The organism is Granulicella rosea, from assembly GCF_900188085.1.
Lineage (GTDB): Bacteria > Acidobacteriota > Terriglobia > Terriglobales > Acidobacteriaceae > Edaphobacter > Edaphobacter rosea.
The window spans coordinates 73,913-91,334 of the sequence record NZ_FZOU01000004.1 but is presented as its reverse complement, the minus strand read 5'-3'; the positions used below and the strand labels follow the sequence as shown (position 1 = coordinate 91,334).

The following is a 17,422-nucleotide window of genomic DNA, read 5'->3' as shown; positions in this document are numbered from 1 at the left end:
AGCGACACAAAGGAGCTTCCATGGCCCAGCGAATTGTACAGACGGATGTCGAACTCGTTGCTCTGGCGCAGGCTGGGGTGGAACAGGCGTATGTGGAGCTCTGCGACCGCTACCGGGGCATGGCTTTCTTCGTCATCAACCGCATTCTGAAGAATCGCGAAGACGCGGAGGATGCGCTGCAGGAGACGCTGCTGAAGGTATATCTGCACCTGGGCGGCTTCGATGGGCGCGCGAAGTTCTCCACCTGGCTGACACGGATCGCGATCAATGCGGCGCTGATGTCGCTGCGTAAACGCGTCGCGCACCCCATGCAGTCGCTCGACGAGCTGCAGGCCGACGATACACCCCGCTTCATCGAGCCGGTCTGCCCTCTGCCCGATCCGGAGAGAAGCCTGGCGGAGCGGCAGCGCTATGTCCATCTGAAGCAGGCGATCCGCCATCTGCCGCGTACGCTGCGCGGCGTGACGGAACTGCGCCAGTCCGACGACCTGACGATCTCGGAGGTCGCGGCGATGGCGGGACTGTCGCTGTCGGCGACGAAGTCGCGCCTGCTGCGAGCGCGGATCGAGCTTTCCACGATCCTGTGCCAGCCTGGAAGCGGGCGTGTTCGCATGGATGCAAGAGGGCAGTAGAAATCTAAGCAGAGTGGGTGCTAGGCGTGAGTCGCGCAGCTTTGTCGGGACCAAATTTGCCGCGCAAACAGCTCAACTTTTCTCTGTCGCGGACCCCGTTCATTGCGAGAATGTCGTGAGACGTTAGATCAATAGTCTTCACGATTTCGATCGGTTCGACGAGAATTCTAATCTGCCAGTGATATGGAAGCTTGTCGGCGCTTACCACGCGAACTACTTCGAAGGCTGGACCATAAATCGCTTCGAGGTAGGTCGCATAACTACGAATCTGCTCTTCAGTTCCAACTGACGCTGGTCCGCCTCAATTTCTGCGGCATAAGATTTTGGAGCACCGAATGGGATTTGAACCCATGAATACTGGTTTTGCAGACCAGCGCGTTAGCCACTTCGCCATCGGTGCTCATTGTCCGCCGGCATTCACAAGCCCGGCGGATTCGATTCTATAACGTATCGTCCGTCTACCGGTTGCCGACGCTTACTTGGGCTGCGCCGTCGTACGCAGGTAGGGCTTCACCGTCTTGTAACCGGGGAAGATCTTCGCTGCGTCGTCGTTCGAAACCGCCGCGGTGATGATGACGTCTCCGCCCTGCTGCCAGTTCGCCGGCGTCGCGACCTTGTGCTTCGCGGTCAACTGGATCGAGTCGAGCACGCGGATGATCTCGTCGAAGTTGCGGCCGGTGGTCATCGGATAGGCCAGCGTCAGCTTGATGCGCTTGTCCGGGCCTACGACAAAGACGGTGCGGACGGGCGCGTTGTTGGCCGGCGTGCGGCCCTCGCAGCTATCGCTGTCGTCGGCGGCCAGCATGTCGTACAGCTTCGCGACCTTCAGGTCGAAGTCGCCGATGATGGGGAAGTTGACCGTCGCGCCGCTGACGTCCTTGATGTCCTGCTCCCACTTGCTGTGGTCGCTCACCTTGTCGACCGAGAGGCCGATGACCTTGACGCCGCGCGCGGCGAACTGCTGCTCGAGCGTCGCGACCGCGCCCAGTTCGGTCGTGCAGACCGGGGTAAAGTCCTTAGGGTGCGAGAAGAGCACGGCGTAGCTGTCGCCAATCCACTCGTGAAAGTTGATCGTGCCCTGGGTGGTCTCTGCGGTGAAGTCGGGAGCGATATCGTTGATGCGGAGTGACATGATCTTCTCTTTCTGTCTGTCGGGGCTCATCCCCGGCGTTCGTTTGAGTTGGCAGTCTGACGCAGCGTTTGTAAGGGCCCAAGCAAAAACCCACCCGGCAGTCGCGCCTAGGTGGGTTTCTAAGAGTTTCGAAGACTTCGTCTTACTTCGAATCGCTCAACCACACGCCAGCGCACACTCGTTGCGACAGCAACGGCAGCAGGTACAGGCGGTGGTGAAGTTCATCGTCATAAAAGTTCCTAAACTTTTACCGCCGCCAGTAATCTGGCGTAGAGGCCGTTTTGCCTCGTCGTGCGGTTCTCAAACAATACGACTCAGGAGCTTTCCATGTCAACCCTGCGCCAGGACCGCCTGTTGGACTACGCCCAGGTGGGCGTCTTCGCCGAGCGCCCGCTCGAAGGCAACATGCTTGCCATCTTCACCGACGCGCGCGGCCTGTCGACGGCCGAGATGCAGGCGATCGCGCGCGAGACGAACCTGTCCGAAACCACCTTCATCCTGCCGGATGAAGGGGAGCAAACGAGCGTTCGCGTGCGCATCTTTACCACCGAGGAGGAGCTGCCCTTCGCCGGGCATCCGACGCTCGGCACGGCGAGCTGGCTTTACCTGAACCATCCCACGCTGGCCGGCGCGGACGAGATCGTTCTGCGGCTGAACGTCGGGCCGATCCCGGTGCGATTCCGGCATCCGGCACCGGGAGAGCGGGGCGTCTACGCGACGATGCGGCAGAACGACCCTACCTTCGGCATGATGCACGATCCAGCCGCTGTCGCGCGGGCGCTGGGGCTGGCGCTCGACGATCTCGACCGGACGAAGCCGATCCAGACCGTCTCCACGGGGCTGCCGTTCTGCATTGTGCCTCTCGTGTCGCTTGAGGCCGCCGGACGCCTCCACATCCCGCAGGGCGCCGCGCAGGCCTATCTGAGAGGCACGGACGCAAAATTCTTTTACACCCTAACGCGCGCGGACAAGGCATCCGATAAAGCCGACTGGCACTGCCGGATGCAGTTCGGCAACGGCGAGGATCCGGCGACGGGTTCGGCCTCCGGCTGCGCGATCTCCTGGCTGGTCCGGCACGGTCTGGCGCCGAGCGGCGAAACGGTCGTCTTCGAGCAGGGCGTTGAGATGCAGCGTCCGTCGCGGATCGAGGTCCGCGCGACCGTTCGTGAATGGGAAGTTACAGACGTGTTCGTTTCGGGACGCACCATTCCTGTAGCAAATGGACGCCTTATCCTGCCGTGATGCACCCGATTTACACAGCGGAGGATGCGCGAAACGCCAATGTTGACGCGCTTCTCAGAAAGCGCGGTGGATGAGTAGGTTCTAATCCACAGCGATTTCGCCATTTCTTCGCCAGTTGCGCAGTCGCTTTGCGCTTCGTAATGTTGGGAAGCGTTGAGGGAACGCCGACCGCCCCAAGGGTTGCCGAGGTTCCCGAAGCGCCAAAAGCTTTCGCCTGTTTTCTGACAATTTGAGTTGAGAGAAGCTTGACTGCAAGGTGCAGTCGCGGACCCCGACGCATGCTCTGCTGACTGCATCCGCAGCCGGACGGGAGACCTGCGGCCTACGCCACGCGTACGCCAACGGTGGTTCCCGATCCACCTGCACTCGCAGCCGTGGAACCCCTGCGCCCGGACCCTGTCTGCGAGCGCAACCTGCGCCCGGCTGACGGCCTCTCTCGCACCCGCGGCCTCGCAGACAGCGATTTTTCTGCGCAGCCGGGGGCACTGATCCCGCACGTCTCCCAGTCGAGACGGCGGGAGCGGACAGGAGAGCCTCGCTCTCCGGCCGTTCCCGCCTGTCTCCACCGAGCCGCCCGGGCCCGGACGCCCCCACCTGCGCCGAAGACGCCCTGCCTGCGAGGCCGAGGGAGACATCACGCCGCATCCCGGAGAGTGGGACGCGCCCAGGCCAACCAGCCGGGGACTTACTCTCCGCTCCGGCCTTCAATCCGATCGCACGCGCCAACCCCGCGGCGAAGAAAGTGGAAACCGACCATGCGCCCCAAGAAGACCATCCTCTGCGTTGAAAGCAATGAACAGGTACTCTCCGTCCGCACCTTCCTGCTCGAAACTCGCGGGTACAAGGTGATTGCGTGCGAGACCTCGCGGCAGGCGCTGGACGTGATCCAGCAGTCGACGCCCGGTTCGATCGATCTGCTGCTGACGGACCTGCTGCTGCCGCAGATGGATGGCAACGAACTGGTGCGGCGCGCCAAGCATATACAGCCCGCGCTGCCGGCGATGATCGTCTCGGGCACGGTCAGCTCGTTCGACCGCGCGATCGCGGCGGACGCGTTTCTGCCCAAGGGCGCGTCGAGCGCGGCGGAGCTGCTGGAACGGGTGCGCGTGCTGGTCGCACGCAAGCGCGGCCCGAAGAAGGCCGTTGCACCGGCGCCGGCGTACGACTACGAGCCGATGGTCGCCGATCAGACGACCGCTCGGGCCTCGTAGGGTAGATTTCTTTCGCTGGCCGACGTCGGCGTTCCGGTCTCTATCGCAGCACGGTGTTCAAGCTGAAGACCTTGCAGCGATGCTGCTGTTGAGCCTGCTCGAGCGTGGGCGCGGTAGGCGAGGTGCGGATGACCTGGCAGCATTGTGAGCAGATGGATTCGTTCTCACGGTGTAGTTTGGGGATAAAGTCGCGCAACGGCGGCATGGGCCCGGTACTCCTGTTTCTCAACTTTGCGTGCGGACGTTCACGTTGTTAGACACAGGTAAAGCATGCGGGGTGGTCCGGGGATCGATCGCCCATTGCACATAACGCACGGCTGGAGCGGGGTTGCCAGCCATTTGTAACATCTTTGTATCTAACGAACATTCCGCGTCGTTATGGAACGGCGTGACCCGCGCCAGGCGCCCGGATGAGATCCGGCGAGTCCTGGCAAAAAGGAATCAGGCCTGTCTCCGCAGGCGAAGGCGAAGCTGCGCGGTGGCCTCGCGGTGGCAGGGCAGGCAGAGGGTGCGCAGGTTGTCGAGGTCGCACTGGCCGCCGCCTTCGGCCACGGGCAGGATGTGGTCGGCGTCCCACAGGCTGCGGCGGGCGTGGATGGTCTTCATGCCGTAGATGGAGAGGCCGGCCTCGCGCGCGGCGCCGCGGGAGCGTTTGAGCGCGGCGTAGATGGCGACGGTGTCGGCCTGGCAGAGGGCGCAGAGGCCGCGATCGCGTGCGAAGACCTGGTCGCGGAGATAGCCGGGATCGGTGCGCAGGCGGTGCTGGTGGACGCAGTAGTCGGAGCAGAAGGTGCGCCGGCGTTTGGCGAGGATCTCGAGATCGCACCAGCGGCAGAGCGGCAGGCCGTTCGGTCCGCGGGCGAGGATGTGCGGCTCCACGCGGCCGCCCGGAAGTGTGCGAGGCACAGGCATGCTGCTAACGAGGATATCCGGTTGCGCGCCGGCGGGGGAGTGCCCGGCGCGATGCGTCTACTGCACGTTGAGGGTGACGCTGGTGGTGACGGTGATGGCCGTGCCGCCGGTTCCGGTGGTTCCGCCGAAGGTGACGGTGTAGCTGCCGGCGGTGGTGCCGTTGACGGTAGTTCCTCCGCCGCCGGAGCCGGAGCTCGCGCCTCCGCAGCCGGTGGCCGAGAGCAGACCGGCGGCCAGCAGAAGGATGGGGATGAGCGCGCTCCAGCGGCGGCGCCGGCGCGGCAGCAGGAGCAGCAGAAGACCCGAGAGCGCGACTCCGCCGAAGGCGCCGGTGCGGTTCCACGCGAGGCCGGGGCTGGTGAGGGCGCTGCGTTTGGTGGTGGTCAGGGTGAAGATGTTCGTGCCGGGGGTGGTTGCGTTCACCGTGGCGACGAGGTAGGAGGCGTTGCAGTAGGGCATCACGGTGGCGGCGCTGAAGTTGGCCGTGACCGTACAGGGCGAGGGCGAGACGGTTCCGGTGAATCCGCCGACCGAGGTGTAGGTGGCGGTGTAGGCGTTGCCGGTGGTCGCGCCGGCGGCGACGGTCAGGGTGGTGGGCGAGCTGCTGACGGTGAAGCTCTGACCCGCTCCCTGCGCGACGACGAGGTAGAGGCTGCCGTTCGAGGACTGGTAGTTGATGTCGCTGTTGGTGGAGTTGAAGACAGCCTCGATCTGGTGCGTGCCGGTGACGAGCGACGGCAGCGTATAGCTGAGCGTCCCGCTGGCGGCGCCGAGCGTGGTGAAGGGGAAGGTTCCGAGGATGGTCGTGCCCCCGCCGGTGAGGTAGTCCGAAAGGGTGACCTGGCCGGTGGCGGGGATGGCGGAGCCGAGGCCGGAGACGGTGACCGTGATGGGCGTGGTTTTGCCGCTCGTGACGGTTCCCGGCGTCACCAGGGCGACGGTGGTGGTCGTGAGGGATGCGCCTACGGTCAGGGTGGAGATGGCCGAGGTGGAGGGCGCCCAGATGGCGTCTCCCGAATAGGTGGCCGTGACATGGTGGACGGCCGCCTGGAAGACGTAGACCGCCGAGGTTGCGGTGTAGATGGAGCTGACGCCGTTCGAGAGCGAGCCGACGATGGGGATCGCCGGGCCGTTGACTCCGTCGACGTTGTAGGTGATGGTGCCGGTGGGGCCGACGGTGGGCGTGCCTGCCGTGACGCCGGTGGAACTATATAGGTCGAGGTTCGACTGCAGCGCGATGCTGGAGTTGGTGGTGGCGTAGTAGGCGGCTGCGGGGATGGCAATGATGCTGGTCGGCACGCCCGTGACGATGAGAGGGACCGCGGTCGAGGTTACGCCGTTGAAGCTCGTATCGCCCGAGTAGACGGCCGTGACGCTGTAGAAGCCGGGGATAAGGGTCGTCGGACCGAAGGCAGCCTTGCCGGCGACCACGGCGACGGCGGCGGCGAGGACGTTCGTGCCGTTATAGAAGGTGACGGTTCCGGTGGGGGTTCCGGCGGAGCTGGCGAGGGTCGCGGTATAGGTCACGCTCTGGGTCGGCGGAATCGTCCCGGTCGAGCCCGCCAGGGTGATGGTGGGCGTGTTGGCCGGCGCTGCGGTCACGACGAAGCTGAGCGTCGCGGCCGAGGCGGCGAAGTTGCCGTCGCCGGAGTAGGTGGCGAGGATCGCATAGGTCCCGGCCGTGGGGTAGGCCTGCGCCGGGAGGGTCGCGACGCCGTTGACCAGCGTGACCGGGCCGAGGCTGTTGCCGTTGGAGCTGAAGGTGACCGTGCCGGTCGGGGTGAAGACCGTGTAGGTCGAGCTGATGGTCGCCTTGAAGGTAGCCGTTTGATTCGTATTGATCGTCGTGGGCGTCGCGACGAGGTTCGTCGTCGTGGCCGGCAGGGGCGAGGCGACGGCGTTGATGAGCTTCGAGACGTCGATCGAGCCGAGGCCGGTGGCGAGGTCGTATCCGGTGGTGAGCGCCGCGCCGGAGAGGCCGCCGGTCAGGCCGGAGGTTCCCGGCGTGCTGGTGTTGCAGGTGCTGGCGACGGTGAGCGAGCAGCTTGTGACGCCGCTGGTGGCCGGGGTGGCGTCGTGGAAGACGCCGTTCGAAGTGGTGAGCGCGAGCTGGTAGAGCTTTGCGTTGAACAGGCCCTGGCGAACGGCCGTCTTCTGATTGACCAGCGCCATGATGCCGGCCATCGAAGGCGCGGAGGCGGAGGTGCCACCGAAGCCGGTGACGTAGTTCGGGCAGACGGCGCCCGAGTACGTGAGGCAGGCGAGGTAGGCGTTGTGGCCGGAGGCGGAGAAGGAGACGTCGGGGGTGTCGCGCGCGCTGTCCGCCGGGACGCCGGTTCCCACCTGCCAGGTGGGTTTGGCCGCGTAGGTGCTGGCGCCGCCTCCCCCGCCTTCGACGACATAGGTGGTGACGTTGTTCGTGGTGCTGGAGGGCTCGTTCCAGACTCCTTCGGGGATGTAGCTGAGCGCGGAGAGGTTGTTGCCGGCGCCGTTGGTCGACGACCAGTAGGTAGAGGGGCTGGTGGTGTCGGCGAACTGGGTTCCGCCGACGCAGGTGACGTACGGCGTGCAAAGGACGTTGGTGCTGGCGACGGCGAGGTTCGCGGTATAGGGTCCGCCGGCGGTCATGCAGCCTGCCGACTCGGAGTCTCCCGACGAGACGAAGATCGAGATGCCCTGTCCGGCGGCCTGCGCGAAGAGGGTGTTGAAGCTGTTGAAGGTGGACTGGTTGGAGGTCGCCTCGCAGCTTCCGAAGCTCATATTGATGATGGGATCGTTGAGCGTGTTGACGATGTAGCTGAGCGAGGAGAGGATCTGCGTGTTGAGCAATGAGCTGATGAGGACGAGGTCGGCGGTGGCGCCGGGCGCGGTGCCGATGACGCGATCGACGTCAAGCGTGGCCTCGCCCTGTGCGGAGTCGGAGGTCATGCCGGGGTCGCTGCTGCCAGGGGTGAGCAGGGAGTTGGGCTGCGCGCTGGAGAGGCCAGCGAGGCTCTCGAAGCCGGAGATATCGGCCGCCAGCACGCGCGACGCGCCGATGATGGCGACGTGCTGGCCGCTGCCGTTGATGCCGGCGTTGTAGACCGGGTTCACGTCGTAGATGACGGCGAAATCGGCGGGCAGAATCCAGTGCGTGCCGCCGGAGAGATTAACGTCCGGCGCCATGGAGTTGCTCGCGGTCTGCCGGGTCTGGGTCGGCATCACGGTGTGCGCGGGCTTCAGGTACTCCTCGGACAGGCCGGTGACGCCTAGGATAACGCTGGCAAGCGCGGTGGGAACGGCTGGCTCGGAGGTGGTCGAAAAGACCGTGCGACCCATGTGGTTGAAGCTGTGCAACTGCACGCTGAAGGCGCTGGCGACGCTCGATGCCGCGCCGCTGAAGGTGATGAACTGGCGGGTGGGCGAGACGGAATCCACATGCAGGCCTTGCGATTGCAGCCAGGCGGCGACGGCGTCGGAGTCGGCCTGCGGCACGCCATAGAGTTCGGCCGACTGCTTCGGCGTAAGCCACTGGTGATATCGGGGCGAGGACGCATCCTGCTGATCCTTCAGCAGTTGCTGGAAGGCGGCCTCGAGCGCGGCGGGGCGCGTCAGCGTCACGGTGACGTGATCGAGCTGCAGACTGGGCGAGACATTGCCGAGATCCTGCGCGGTCGCGACCCAGGCGGGTACGTGGCCGGAGAGACGCGTCCGGGCGGCGAGATCCGGATGCGCTGAGACGCGCGCCGATACATCCAGCGCCGGGGTCTGCCCCAGTGCGGCGATCGTACCCATGCAGGCGGTGAGCGTGGAAGCAAGGAGGCCCGGAAAAAGACGCGACACGAGATTTTTCATTGGCATGGAAGTCGGACCACGATACGCGTTGAGACCGTAACGATCAATACTTACTTTGATCGGCAGATCGACGCACAACAGCAGCCCCCCGGCGCGGGACATATGATGGAACCGAGGTGTTTATGTCCAAGACGCAGTCGACGATGGTGGAGCTGGGGACGGTCGCGCCCCCGTTTGAGCTGGTGGATGTAGTGAGCGGCAAGGCGATCGGCCGTGACGATGTCGCCGCCGGAATGCCGGGGCTGCTGGTGATGTTCATCTGCGTGCATTGCCCGTATGTGAAGCATCTGGAGGCGGAGCTGGCGCGGATCGGCGTGGACTACGAGGGCAAGATCGGCATCGCGGCGATCAGTTCGAACGACATTGTCGCCTATCCGCAGGACGGGCCGGACGAGATGAAGGCGCAGGCGGAGCGGCTCGGCTTCCGCTTCCCGTACCTGTTCGACGAGACGCAGGAGGTTGCGCGCAGCTACGACGCAGCCTGCACGCCGGACTTCTTCCTTTTCGATGCGGAGATGAAGCTGGTCTATCGCGGTCAGTTGGATTCGAGCCGGCCGCGGCGCGGAGACGCGGGCAACGACCTGCCGGTCAACGGCGAAGACCTGCGCAAAGCGCTGGATGAGGTGATCGCAGGCAAGACGCCCAGCCCGGACCAGCGGTTCAGCATCGGTTGCAATATCAAGTGGCGGGAGTCCTAAGACGGTTCGACGCCGATCTTCAAGAACAGGCACGGATCGAATCCGTACTGGTCCTTGAAGATCGACGTCAGGTTTTTATCTCTTATCTCTTGCGACTGACAGGAATCTTGTCTACTGGTGCGCGGTCGCATCCGAGCCAAGCTGCTTCACCAGCTTGTTATAGATACCGAGGAGAAGGAACGGCGCGACCCACTGGCCGACGTACAGCGCCTCGTGCTTCTTGCCGCTCTGGTTCAGCGCGATCGACGCGATGATCGAGGTGATCGCGGCGCCGAGGTAGATGCTGGAAGGAATCTGCGAGGTGACCTTTTCGATCGCTGCTGTTACCTGATCTTCTTTCGCTTCGCCGGGCTGTACGCGGTAATCGGTCATTTTGAATCGTCTCCTTGACGGCTTTGCCGTCGTGTAATGAAGAGATGCCTTTTTCGGGGCGCGTGCCGGGGAGATTTGGAACCGCTTTGAGCAGGCGAAAATCCGGGCGGAATTTGTTCGTTTCTCCATGGAGCCTGCCGCCTGAGCGACTCTTCGTGATGAGGCTGCCATGCCAAGCAACAGCATGAATTACGTGAACTCGACTCATTTTGCCGGTATAGGAATATTTGTCGCGTCACGCACAGATCGTCAGCGACTCGGTCACGTCGCCGGATACGATCTCGATCTCGGGCGTGGGGCGATAGGCTGTTCACCCGGACTTGGTAGGATCGGGGTGTGCTGGAACTTTCGACATCGATCCAATATGTGAAGCGCGTGGGCGAGCGCATCGGGGAGAAGCTCGCCGAGCGCGGCGTGGAGACGGTCGAGGACCTGCTCTACCATCTGCCGTTTCGCTACGAGGACCGGCTGAACCCGAAGCCCATCTCGGCGCTGGTGGCGGGGGAGATGGCGTCGGTGATCGGCGAGGTGCGGGGTTCGGGGCTGCTGACGACGCGCACGGGCACGATCTTCGAGGTGACGGTCGGGCAGGGACTCCAGACCGTCAAGTGCATGTGGTTCAACGGGCGGCATCTGGAGGGCAAATTCCGCCTCGGCCAGATGGTCGCGCTCTACGGCAGGATGGAGCCGTCGCGGTCGGGCGGCGCGGGCCGGTTCAAGATGATCCAGCCGCAGTTCGAGCTGCTGCCCTCGCTGAACGGGCCGGCGATGGACCTGGCGATGCTGGAGGTGGGGCGGATCGTGCCGGTCTACTCCACGCTGGGCGGGACGACGCCGTGGGGCGCGAAGCTGACCTCGAAGTGGACCCGGCAGGTGATGTGGACGGTGCTGGAGGAGCTGGCTGGAGCCTCCGGCGAAGAGCAAAAGACAAATACAGGGGTCCTTCGCTCCGCTCAGGATGACGGGCATTTTGCGGAGGGTGAGAAGCAGATCCTCCGCTCCGCGAAGGATGACAACCAAAAAGGCAGGATCGAGAAGGGCAAAGTCGAGGAGACGCTTCCGGCGGCGATGCTGGAGCGGCTGCGGCTGCCGGGGCGGCTGGCGGCGCTGCGGTCGGTCCACTTTCCGGAGGCGGGAACGCAGTTGGTCGATCTCATGTCCGCCGCGACGCCAGGACAGCGGCGGCTGATCTTCGAGGAGCTGTTCTACCTGGAGCTTGGGCTGGAGCTGAAGCGGCGCAAGCTGCGCGAGCGCGTCGGCACGCAGTTTGCCGTGGGCGACGGCGTACGCACGGCGCTGAAGCAGGTCTTGCCGTTTCATCCCACGCGGGCGCAGAAGCGGGTGCTGGGGGAGATCGTCGCCGATATGCGCAAGCCGCAGCCGATGCGGCGGCTGCTGCAGGGCGACGTCGGCAGCGGCAAGACGATCGTCGCGATGCAGGCGTCGCTGGTGGCGATCGAAAACGGCTACCAGGCCGCGCTGATGGCGCCGACGGAGATTCTGGCGACGCAGCACTATCTCTCGGCGCGCAAGCTGCTGCGGGACGTCGTCTCGCCGCGCACGGGCAAGCCGTACCGGGTGACGCTGCTCACCGGCTCGCTCGACATAGCGGAAAAACGGCAGGCGCGAGGCCGCATCCTGCGCGGCGAAACGGAGCTGGTGATCGGCACGCATGCGCTGCTGGAGGAGAAGGTCGACTTCGCCAATCTCGGTCTGGTGATCGTCGACGAGCAGCATCGCTTTGGCGTGCAGCAGCGCTTCAAGCTGATGAAGAAGCCGAATGCCCAGGGCGAGATGGTCGACCCGGATGTGCTGGTGATGACGGCGACGCCGATTCCGCGCACCCTGGCGTTGACCTTATACGGAGACATGGACGTAAGCGTGATCGACGAGCTGCCGCCGGGGCGGACGCCGATCGTGACGCGGCGCACGACCGAGGAGCGCGCCGCCGATGTGTGGGAGTTCGTGCGCAAGCAGGTCGGGCTGGGGCGGCAGGCGTACATCGTCTACCCGGTGATCGAGGGTGCGAAGGACGATCAACCGGAGCTGGACTTTGCGGCTGACGCTCCGGAGGATGCGCCGAAACCGGCCAAGGGCAAGAAACAGCAGGCTTTGTTCGAGAAGGCGAAGCTGCGGTCGGCGACGCAGATGCACGACGAACTGCGCGCCGGGCCGCTGGAGGGTCTGCGGCTGGGGCTGCTGCATGGACGCATGTCGGCCGACGACAAGGAGGTCGCCATGCGGCGGTTTCAGCGCGGCGAGACCGACGTGCTGATCGCGACGACGGTGATCGAGGTCGGCGTCGACGTGCCGAACGCGACGCTGATGGTGATCGAACATGCGGAGCGGTTCGGGCTGGCGCAGATGCATCAGTTGCGCGGGCGCGTGGGCCGCGGGGCGGCGAAGAGCTTCTGCATCCTGATGACGGGCGCGAAGGTGAGCGAGTCGGCCGAGGAGCGGCTGGCCGCGATGACGCGGACGCAGGACGGCTTCAAACTGGCGGAGCTGGACCTCGAACAGCGCGGGCCGGGCGAGTTCTTCGGTACGAAGCAGGCCGGGCTGCCGGAGTTTCGCGTGGCCAACCTCGTCCGCGACCGCGATGTGCTGGAGCTGGCAAAGGTGGAGGCGGCGCGATTCGTCGACGGCGGAGAGCAGGGGATGTCGGCGGAAGAGGCCGCCGGCGTCTGGGATCGGCTGAAGCTGCAGTGGCAGAGGCGGTATGGGCTGGTCGAGGCTTAGCGGCGTCAGGTCTTGCGGGTGGAAGCATGGGGCTGAAGCCCCACGCTTCCACCGGAACCTTCAGCGGGCGAGCGCCAGCAACTCGTTCAGTTCCTTCAGTTGATCCCCGGTCAGCCGCGTCATCATGCCATCGGCCCAGCTCGATACCTGCCCATCCATCTGCTCCAGCAGCCGGAGGCCTTCGCCGGTGATCGCGGCCATCATGACGCGCTTATCGCCGCTGCCGCGGGTGCGTGTGATCCAGCGCGCCTTCTCCATGCGTGCGAGGATGCGCGGCACATCGGGCACCTGCGCCACGAGGCGGTCGCGAATCTCGTACTGACAGAGCCCCGTCTCGCCCGCGCCGCGCAGAATCCGCAGTACGTTGTACTGGGTCGAAGAGAGTCCGTGCGGGCGCATGCGCTGTTCAAGCTCATGCTGCACCACGGCGGCTGTGCGCGCGAGATTCAGCAGGACCTCTTCCTTCACATGAAGGAACGGCTTGGTCTGCTTGATCTCCAACTGCAGCTTCGAGGTCACGGCAATCTCCTGCTTACACGGTATCAACTCCGGCGCTCTCCGTGTGATGCGGATTGCCGCCCGTTTATCCACTGTTCATCGAAATCCTACCGAAATCCACGCTTGCGCGGGCGCTCGGAGCCTCGTACCGTAGCTAAGGCGATGAAATTCCGCCGGGTAACAACCCGCAAATCAGCCTCCCATGCGCCTCTCGCAGATTATTCACAGCAGATCCTCCCATTTTCGGAGGCTCAGGAGGCTCATCGGCCCGATTTGGGGGTATTTACCTAAGCAACACAACCTGTAGATGTTTTACACTTGACACACCCTATAGGGCGGACTAACTTTGCCCTAACGCACCACAGCAGCAGGCGCAAGCAAACGCTCCCGACTCCGGCCCAGCCTCCCCCGGCCGGAACTCCCAGCGATCGAACGCGTTCGACCTTGCATTCCGGGCCTTGCCCGCCAAATTTCACGCTTCAGAAAGAGAACCCCTCACATGGCCGAAACCCTGCACCAGACCCCGGATACCCAGACCGTCGCCGCCCCCGCCCACACCGCTCCCGGTCTGCGCTTCGACCGCCACTTCACCACGCCTGGCGTCAGCCCCTACGACCAGGTGCAGTGGGAGCTGCGCGACGCCGTCATCCAGGACTGGAAGGGCAAGCTCATCTTCGAGCAGAAGAACGTGGAGTCGCCCGTGGACTGGTCGATGACCGCGACCAACATCGTCGCGAGCAAATATCTCCACGGGTTGGTTGGCACGTCAGAGCGTGAGACCGGCGTGCGCGCGCTCATCACCCGCGTGGCCGAGTCGATCCGCGACTGGGGCATCGCCGGCGGCTACTTCGCCTCCGACGCCGACGCCGAGACCTTCTACGCGGAGCTCGTGCATCTGCTGTTGAATCAGAAGGTTGCGTTCAACTCGCCGGTCTGGTTCAACGTCGGCTGCGACCGTCTCGAGCCGAACTCCGACGCGCAGAACTGGCACTGGAATCCGCACACCTGCGCGATCGAGTTCTCGGTGACGGGCTACTCGAAGCCGCAGTGCTCGGCCTGCTTCATCAACTCGGTGCAGGACTCGCTGGACTCCATTTTGACCCTGGCCAAGACCGAGGGCATGCTCTTCAAGTGGGGTTCGGGCGCCGGTTCCAACCTCAGCTCCATCCGCGGTTCGATGGAGACGCTCTCGGGCGGCGGCACGGCCTCCGGTCCGCTCTCGTTCATGCGCGGCTTCGATGCCTTCGCGGGTGTCATCAAGTCCGGCGGCAAGACGCGCCGCGCGGCCAAGATGGTCGTGCTGAACGTCGATCACCCGGATATCGTCGACTTTATCGAGTGCAAGAGCAAGGAAGAGGCGAAGGCCTTCACGCTGATCGCGGCGGGTTATGACGGGTCCGGTCCGGACTCCGAGGCCTACAGCTCGATCTTCTTTCAGAACGCGAACAACTCCGTCCGCGTGACCGACGAGTTCATGTCCGCGGTCGAAAAGGATCAGGACTTCTCCACCCGCACGGTCAAGGATCGCAAGCCGGTCCACACCGCGCCGGCGCGTGAGCTGATGCGCAAGATCGCCGAGAACACCTGGGCCTGCGGCGACCCCGGCATGCAGTACGACACGACCATCAACAAGTGGCACACGAGCAAGAACACCGACCGCATCAACGCGTCGAACCCCTGCTCGGAGTACATGTTCCTGGACGACTCGGCCTGCAACCTGGCCAGCTTCAATCTGCTGAAGTTCGTCTCGCCCGGCGGCCAGTTCGATATCGAGAGCTACCGCCACGGCATCGCCATCGTCACCACCGCGATGGAGATCATCGTCGATTCGGCCGGCTACCCGACCGAGATGATCGCGAAGAACTCGCACGACTATCGCCCGCTGGGCCTCGGTTACGCCAACCTTGGCGCGCTGCTGATGGCCTTCGGCCTGCCCTACGACTCCGACGCCGGCCGCGACTTCGCCGGTACGCTGACCGCGATCCTCTGCGGCGACGCGTACTATCAGTCCGCCGTGATCGCCGAGCAGTGCCCGCCGCTCGCCGCCGCAACCCCTATCTGCAAGGCGACCGAGATCACCGGCGGCGCCTGCCCCGGCTTCTACGTCAACCGTGAGCCGTTCCTCGACGTCATCCGCATGCACCGGGCTGAGGTCAACAAGATCGGCAAGTCGCGGACCAGCGCCGAGCCCTTCCGCGTGCAGAATCTCGACGCGCTGATTGAAGCCTCCGCCGACGCCTGGAACAAGGCGCTCTCGCAGGGTGAGAAGTTCGGCTACCGCAACTCGCAGGTCACCGTCCTCGCGCCCACCGGCACCATCGGCTTCATGATGGACTGCGACACGACCGGCGTCGAGCCCGACCTCGCGCTCGTGAAGTATAAGAAGCTGGTCGGCGGCGGCATGATCAAGATCGTCAACCAGACCGTGCCCAGCGCGCTGACCAAGCTCGGTTACACCGAAGACCAGATCAACGCCATCGTCGACTACATTGACGCAACAGGCACGATCGAGGGTGCGCCCGCCATCAAGGCCGAGCACCTCGCGACCTTCGACTGCTCGTTCAAGCCGGCCAAGGGCACGCGCTCGATCCACTACATGGGCCACATCAAGATGATGGCCGCCGCGCAGCCGTTCCTTTCGGGCGCGATCTCGAAGACGGTGAACCTGCCGCACGAGTGCTCGGTGGACGACATCGCCGAGGCCTACCTCGAGAGCTGGCGCCAGGGCATCAAGGCGGTCGCGATCTATCGCGATGGCTCGAAGGGCACGCAGCCGCTGAACGTCTCTTCCGAAGCCGACAAGAAGAAGGATGCGGATGCGAAGGTCGCCGATGCAGCCGCGCAGGTCACCGCCGATGCCGCCGCCGTCGCCGCGACGCATGCCGCGCTTGCGCAGTCGCAGGCAGAGATCGCCGCGCTGAAGACGCAGCTCGCCAAGCTGGCCGAGGCGTCGATGCAGAACGCCGACGCGCTGGACTCGCAGGCGCCGCCCCGCGCCGTCCGTCACCGCCTGCCGGCCGAGCGTGCGTCGGTGACGCACAAGTTCGGTCTGGGTGGGCACGAGGGCTACCTCACGGTCGGCCTCTACCCGAACGGCCAGCCGGGCGAGGTCTTCATCCGCATGGCGAAGGAGGGCTCGACCGTCTCCGGCCTGATGGACTCATTCGCGACCGCCGTCTCGCTGGCGCTGCAGCACGGCGTGCCGCTGAAGGTGCTGTGCGAGAAGTTCGCGCACACCCGCTTCGAGCCCTCGGGCTGGACGGGCAACGAGCAGATCGGCTACGCGAAGTCGATCATGGACTATATCTTCCGCTGGATCCAGCTCCGCTTCCTCTCGGGCACTCAGCTCGACCTGTTCGCAGGCCTGGCCCCGGCGATCCCGGTGCAGGGAATTGTGGACTCGCCGCAAAGCTCCGTCATCCCGAGCGAAGCGAAGGACCCCCGTATTTCGTCTGCCGCGCCCCAGCATTCCATGCCGGAGCACTACTTCGACGACCGCTCGGCCCCGAAGGGCGGCATCGCCCCGGACCTGCAGGCCAGCAACGGCCTGAACTTCTCCGCCAGCGCCAGCACGTCGCCGCTGTCGCTCGAAGACCGCGGCATCTACCACGCAGCCGACGCCATGAAGGACCTCTACGACATGGGCGACAGCCCCAGCTGCGCAACGTGCGGGTCGATCATGACGCGGAGCGGAAGCTGCTACCGCTGCATGTCCTGCGGCAGCACGAGTGGTTGCAGCTAAAGTATGCGTTGGTTTGAGGGAAGCGGTCGCAAAAGAGCGACCGCTCCTCTTTAAAAGGAAATTTGCTTATGTTAAATGGATTTTGGACCGTGGAATTCGGTAGCAGTGCCGGAATGTTTGGCGGCGGAGTACTGCTTTTGGACAATGGTAAATTGTGGGGCGGCGACGCTGGCTACTACTACGTGGGAACCTACACGGAATTCTCCGATAAATTTATCGTAGATCTAACTCTATTTCCTTTTATTGAAGGCTATATAAGTGTCTTTCGGACGCAGGGACAGGTCATCGAATTAAATCTCGCCGGCGTCATAGACGGTGATAGCGCAACCGCTCAAGGGCACCCGAAGGGAATGCCACACATGAGCTTCGGGGCAAAACTAACTCGCAGGTCGTAAAATAAGACTGCAACG

The 17,422-nt window shown here is 64.4% G+C and carries 13 protein-coding genes and 1 tRNA gene; 7 read left to right on the top strand and 7 right to left on the bottom strand.

The features are described from left to right. The first annotated feature begins 20 nt into the window (after window positions 1–20). Window positions 21–632, top strand: a complete 612-nt coding sequence (locus tag CHB87_RS12250) for an RNA polymerase sigma factor (protein WP_176441723.1) — start codon at window positions 21–23, stop codon at window positions 630–632. A gap of 324 nt (window positions 633–956) precedes the next feature. Here the strand turns inward: CHB87_RS12250 and CHB87_RS12245 are convergent. Both CHB87_RS12245 and CHB87_RS12240 read right to left on the bottom strand, forming a co-directional pair. Then, window positions 957–1,032 (bottom strand) — tRNA-Cys (locus tag CHB87_RS12245). Between the two features lie 75 nt (window positions 1,033–1,107). Beyond that, window positions 1,108–1,764, bottom strand: a complete 657-nt coding sequence (locus CHB87_RS12240; protein WP_089409077.1) for a peroxiredoxin — start codon at window positions 1,762–1,764, stop codon at window positions 1,108–1,110. 327 nt (window positions 1,765–2,091) lie between these two features. Here CHB87_RS12240 and CHB87_RS12235 point away from each other — a divergent pair, with 327 nt between their 5' ends. Both CHB87_RS12235 and CHB87_RS12230 read left to right on the top strand, forming a co-directional pair. Then, the gene (locus CHB87_RS12235; protein WP_089408742.1) at window positions 2,092–3,006 is read left to right on the top strand and encodes a PhzF family phenazine biosynthesis protein; all 915 of its coding nucleotides are present in this window, start codon (window positions 2,092–2,094) and stop codon (window positions 3,004–3,006) included. A 755-nt stretch (window positions 3,007–3,761) separates the two neighbouring features. Further along, on the top strand, window positions 3,762–4,217 hold the full coding sequence (locus tag CHB87_RS12230) for a response regulator (protein ID WP_089408741.1): 456 nt from the start codon (window positions 3,762–3,764) through the stop codon (window positions 4,215–4,217). Window positions 4,218–4,257: 40 nt separating this feature from the next. Here CHB87_RS12230 and CHB87_RS22275 read toward each other — a convergent pair whose 3' ends face one another. The 3 genes from CHB87_RS22275 to CHB87_RS12220 all read right to left on the bottom strand — a co-directional run bounded on the left by CHB87_RS22275 (window position 4,258) and on the right by CHB87_RS12220 (window position 8,951). Then, window positions 4,258–4,422 carry a hypothetical protein gene (locus CHB87_RS22275; RefSeq protein ID WP_176441722.1) on the bottom strand — a complete coding sequence of 55 codons (165 nt, stop codon included), beginning with the start codon at window positions 4,420–4,422 and terminating at the stop codon, window positions 4,258–4,260. A gap of 236 nt (window positions 4,423–4,658) precedes the next feature. Next, window positions 4,659–5,129, bottom strand: coding sequence for an HNH endonuclease (locus CHB87_RS12225; RefSeq protein WP_089408740.1), 471 nt, complete (start codon window positions 5,127–5,129; stop codon window positions 4,659–4,661). Between the two features lie 57 nt (window positions 5,130–5,186). After that, on the bottom strand, window positions 5,187–8,951 hold the full coding sequence (locus CHB87_RS12220; protein WP_176441721.1) for an Ig-like domain repeat protein: 3,765 nt from the start codon (window positions 8,949–8,951) through the stop codon (window positions 5,187–5,189). Window positions 8,952–9,085: 134 nt separating this feature from the next. Here CHB87_RS12220 and CHB87_RS12215 point away from each other — a divergent pair, with 134 nt between their 5' ends. Then, entirely contained in the window at window positions 9,086–9,661 is a 576-nt protein-coding gene (locus CHB87_RS12215) for a thioredoxin family protein (RefSeq protein WP_089408738.1), read from the top strand. A 111-nt stretch (window positions 9,662–9,772) separates the two neighbouring features. Here the strand turns inward: CHB87_RS12215 and CHB87_RS12210 are convergent, their stop codons facing one another. Further along, entirely contained in the window at window positions 9,773–10,033 is a 261-nt protein-coding gene (locus CHB87_RS12210; protein WP_089408737.1) for a hypothetical protein, read from the bottom strand. A 336-nt stretch (window positions 10,034–10,369) separates the two neighbouring features. On the opposite strand from CHB87_RS12210, the gene recG reads away from it, so the two are divergent. Continuing rightward, window positions 10,370–12,772: an ATP-dependent DNA helicase RecG gene (gene recG, locus CHB87_RS12200; RefSeq protein WP_245817966.1), complete on the top strand. Its 2,403-nt coding sequence runs from the start codon at window positions 10,370–10,372 to the stop codon at window positions 12,770–12,772. Between the two features lie 60 nt (window positions 12,773–12,832). Here recG and CHB87_RS12195 read toward each other — a convergent pair whose 3' ends face one another. Further along, window positions 12,833–13,291 (bottom strand): MarR family winged helix-turn-helix transcriptional regulator, encoded by a 459-nt coding sequence (locus CHB87_RS12195; protein ID WP_089408736.1) that lies wholly within the window; start codon window positions 13,289–13,291, stop codon window positions 12,833–12,835. Window positions 13,292–13,769: 478 nt separating this feature from the next. On the opposite strand from CHB87_RS12195, the gene CHB87_RS12190 reads away from it, so the two are divergent. Together CHB87_RS12190 and CHB87_RS12185 are read left to right on the top strand one after the other, a co-directional pair. Continuing rightward, window positions 13,770–17,012 carry a vitamin B12-dependent ribonucleotide reductase gene (locus tag CHB87_RS12190; protein ID WP_089408735.1) on the top strand — a complete coding sequence of 1,081 codons (3,243 nt, stop codon included), beginning with the start codon at window positions 13,770–13,772 and terminating at the stop codon, window positions 17,010–17,012. A 68-nt stretch (window positions 17,013–17,080) separates the two neighbouring features. Then, window positions 17,081–17,407 (top strand): GrlR family regulatory protein, encoded by a 327-nt coding sequence (locus tag CHB87_RS12185; RefSeq protein ID WP_089408734.1) that lies wholly within the window; start codon window positions 17,081–17,083, stop codon window positions 17,405–17,407. Window positions 17,408–17,422: the final 15 nt, after the last annotated feature.

What these genes read in the sequence shown, in the direction of transcription:
- CHB87_RS12250 (WP_176441723.1), top strand. Translation starts at nt 21, where the DNA reads ATGGCCCAGCGAATTGTACAGACGGATGTCGAACTCGTTGCTCTGGCG.
- CHB87_RS12240 (WP_089409077.1), bottom strand. Translation starts at nt 1,764, where the DNA reads ATGTCACTCCGCATCAACGATATCGCTCCCGACTTCACCGCAGAGACC.
- CHB87_RS12235 (WP_089408742.1), top strand. Translation starts at nt 2,092, where the DNA reads ATGTCAACCCTGCGCCAGGACCGCCTGTTGGACTACGCCCAGGTGGGC.
- CHB87_RS12230 (WP_089408741.1), top strand. Translation starts at nt 3,762, where the DNA reads ATGCGCCCCAAGAAGACCATCCTCTGCGTTGAAAGCAATGAACAGGTA.
- CHB87_RS22275 (WP_176441722.1), bottom strand. Translation starts at nt 4,422, where the DNA reads ATGCCGCCGTTGCGCGACTTTATCCCCAAACTACACCGTGAGAACGAA.
- CHB87_RS12225 (WP_089408740.1), bottom strand. Translation starts at nt 5,129, where the DNA reads ATGCCTGTGCCTCGCACACTTCCGGGCGGCCGCGTGGAGCCGCACATC.
- CHB87_RS12215 (WP_089408738.1), top strand. Translation starts at nt 9,086, where the DNA reads ATGTCCAAGACGCAGTCGACGATGGTGGAGCTGGGGACGGTCGCGCCC.
- CHB87_RS12210 (WP_089408737.1), bottom strand. Translation starts at nt 10,033, where the DNA reads ATGACCGATTACCGCGTACAGCCCGGCGAAGCGAAAGAAGATCAGGTA.
- CHB87_RS12190 (WP_089408735.1), top strand. Translation starts at nt 13,770, where the DNA reads ATGGCCGAAACCCTGCACCAGACCCCGGATACCCAGACCGTCGCCGCC.
- CHB87_RS12185 (WP_089408734.1), top strand. Translation starts at nt 17,081, where the DNA reads ATGTTAAATGGATTTTGGACCGTGGAATTCGGTAGCAGTGCCGGAATG.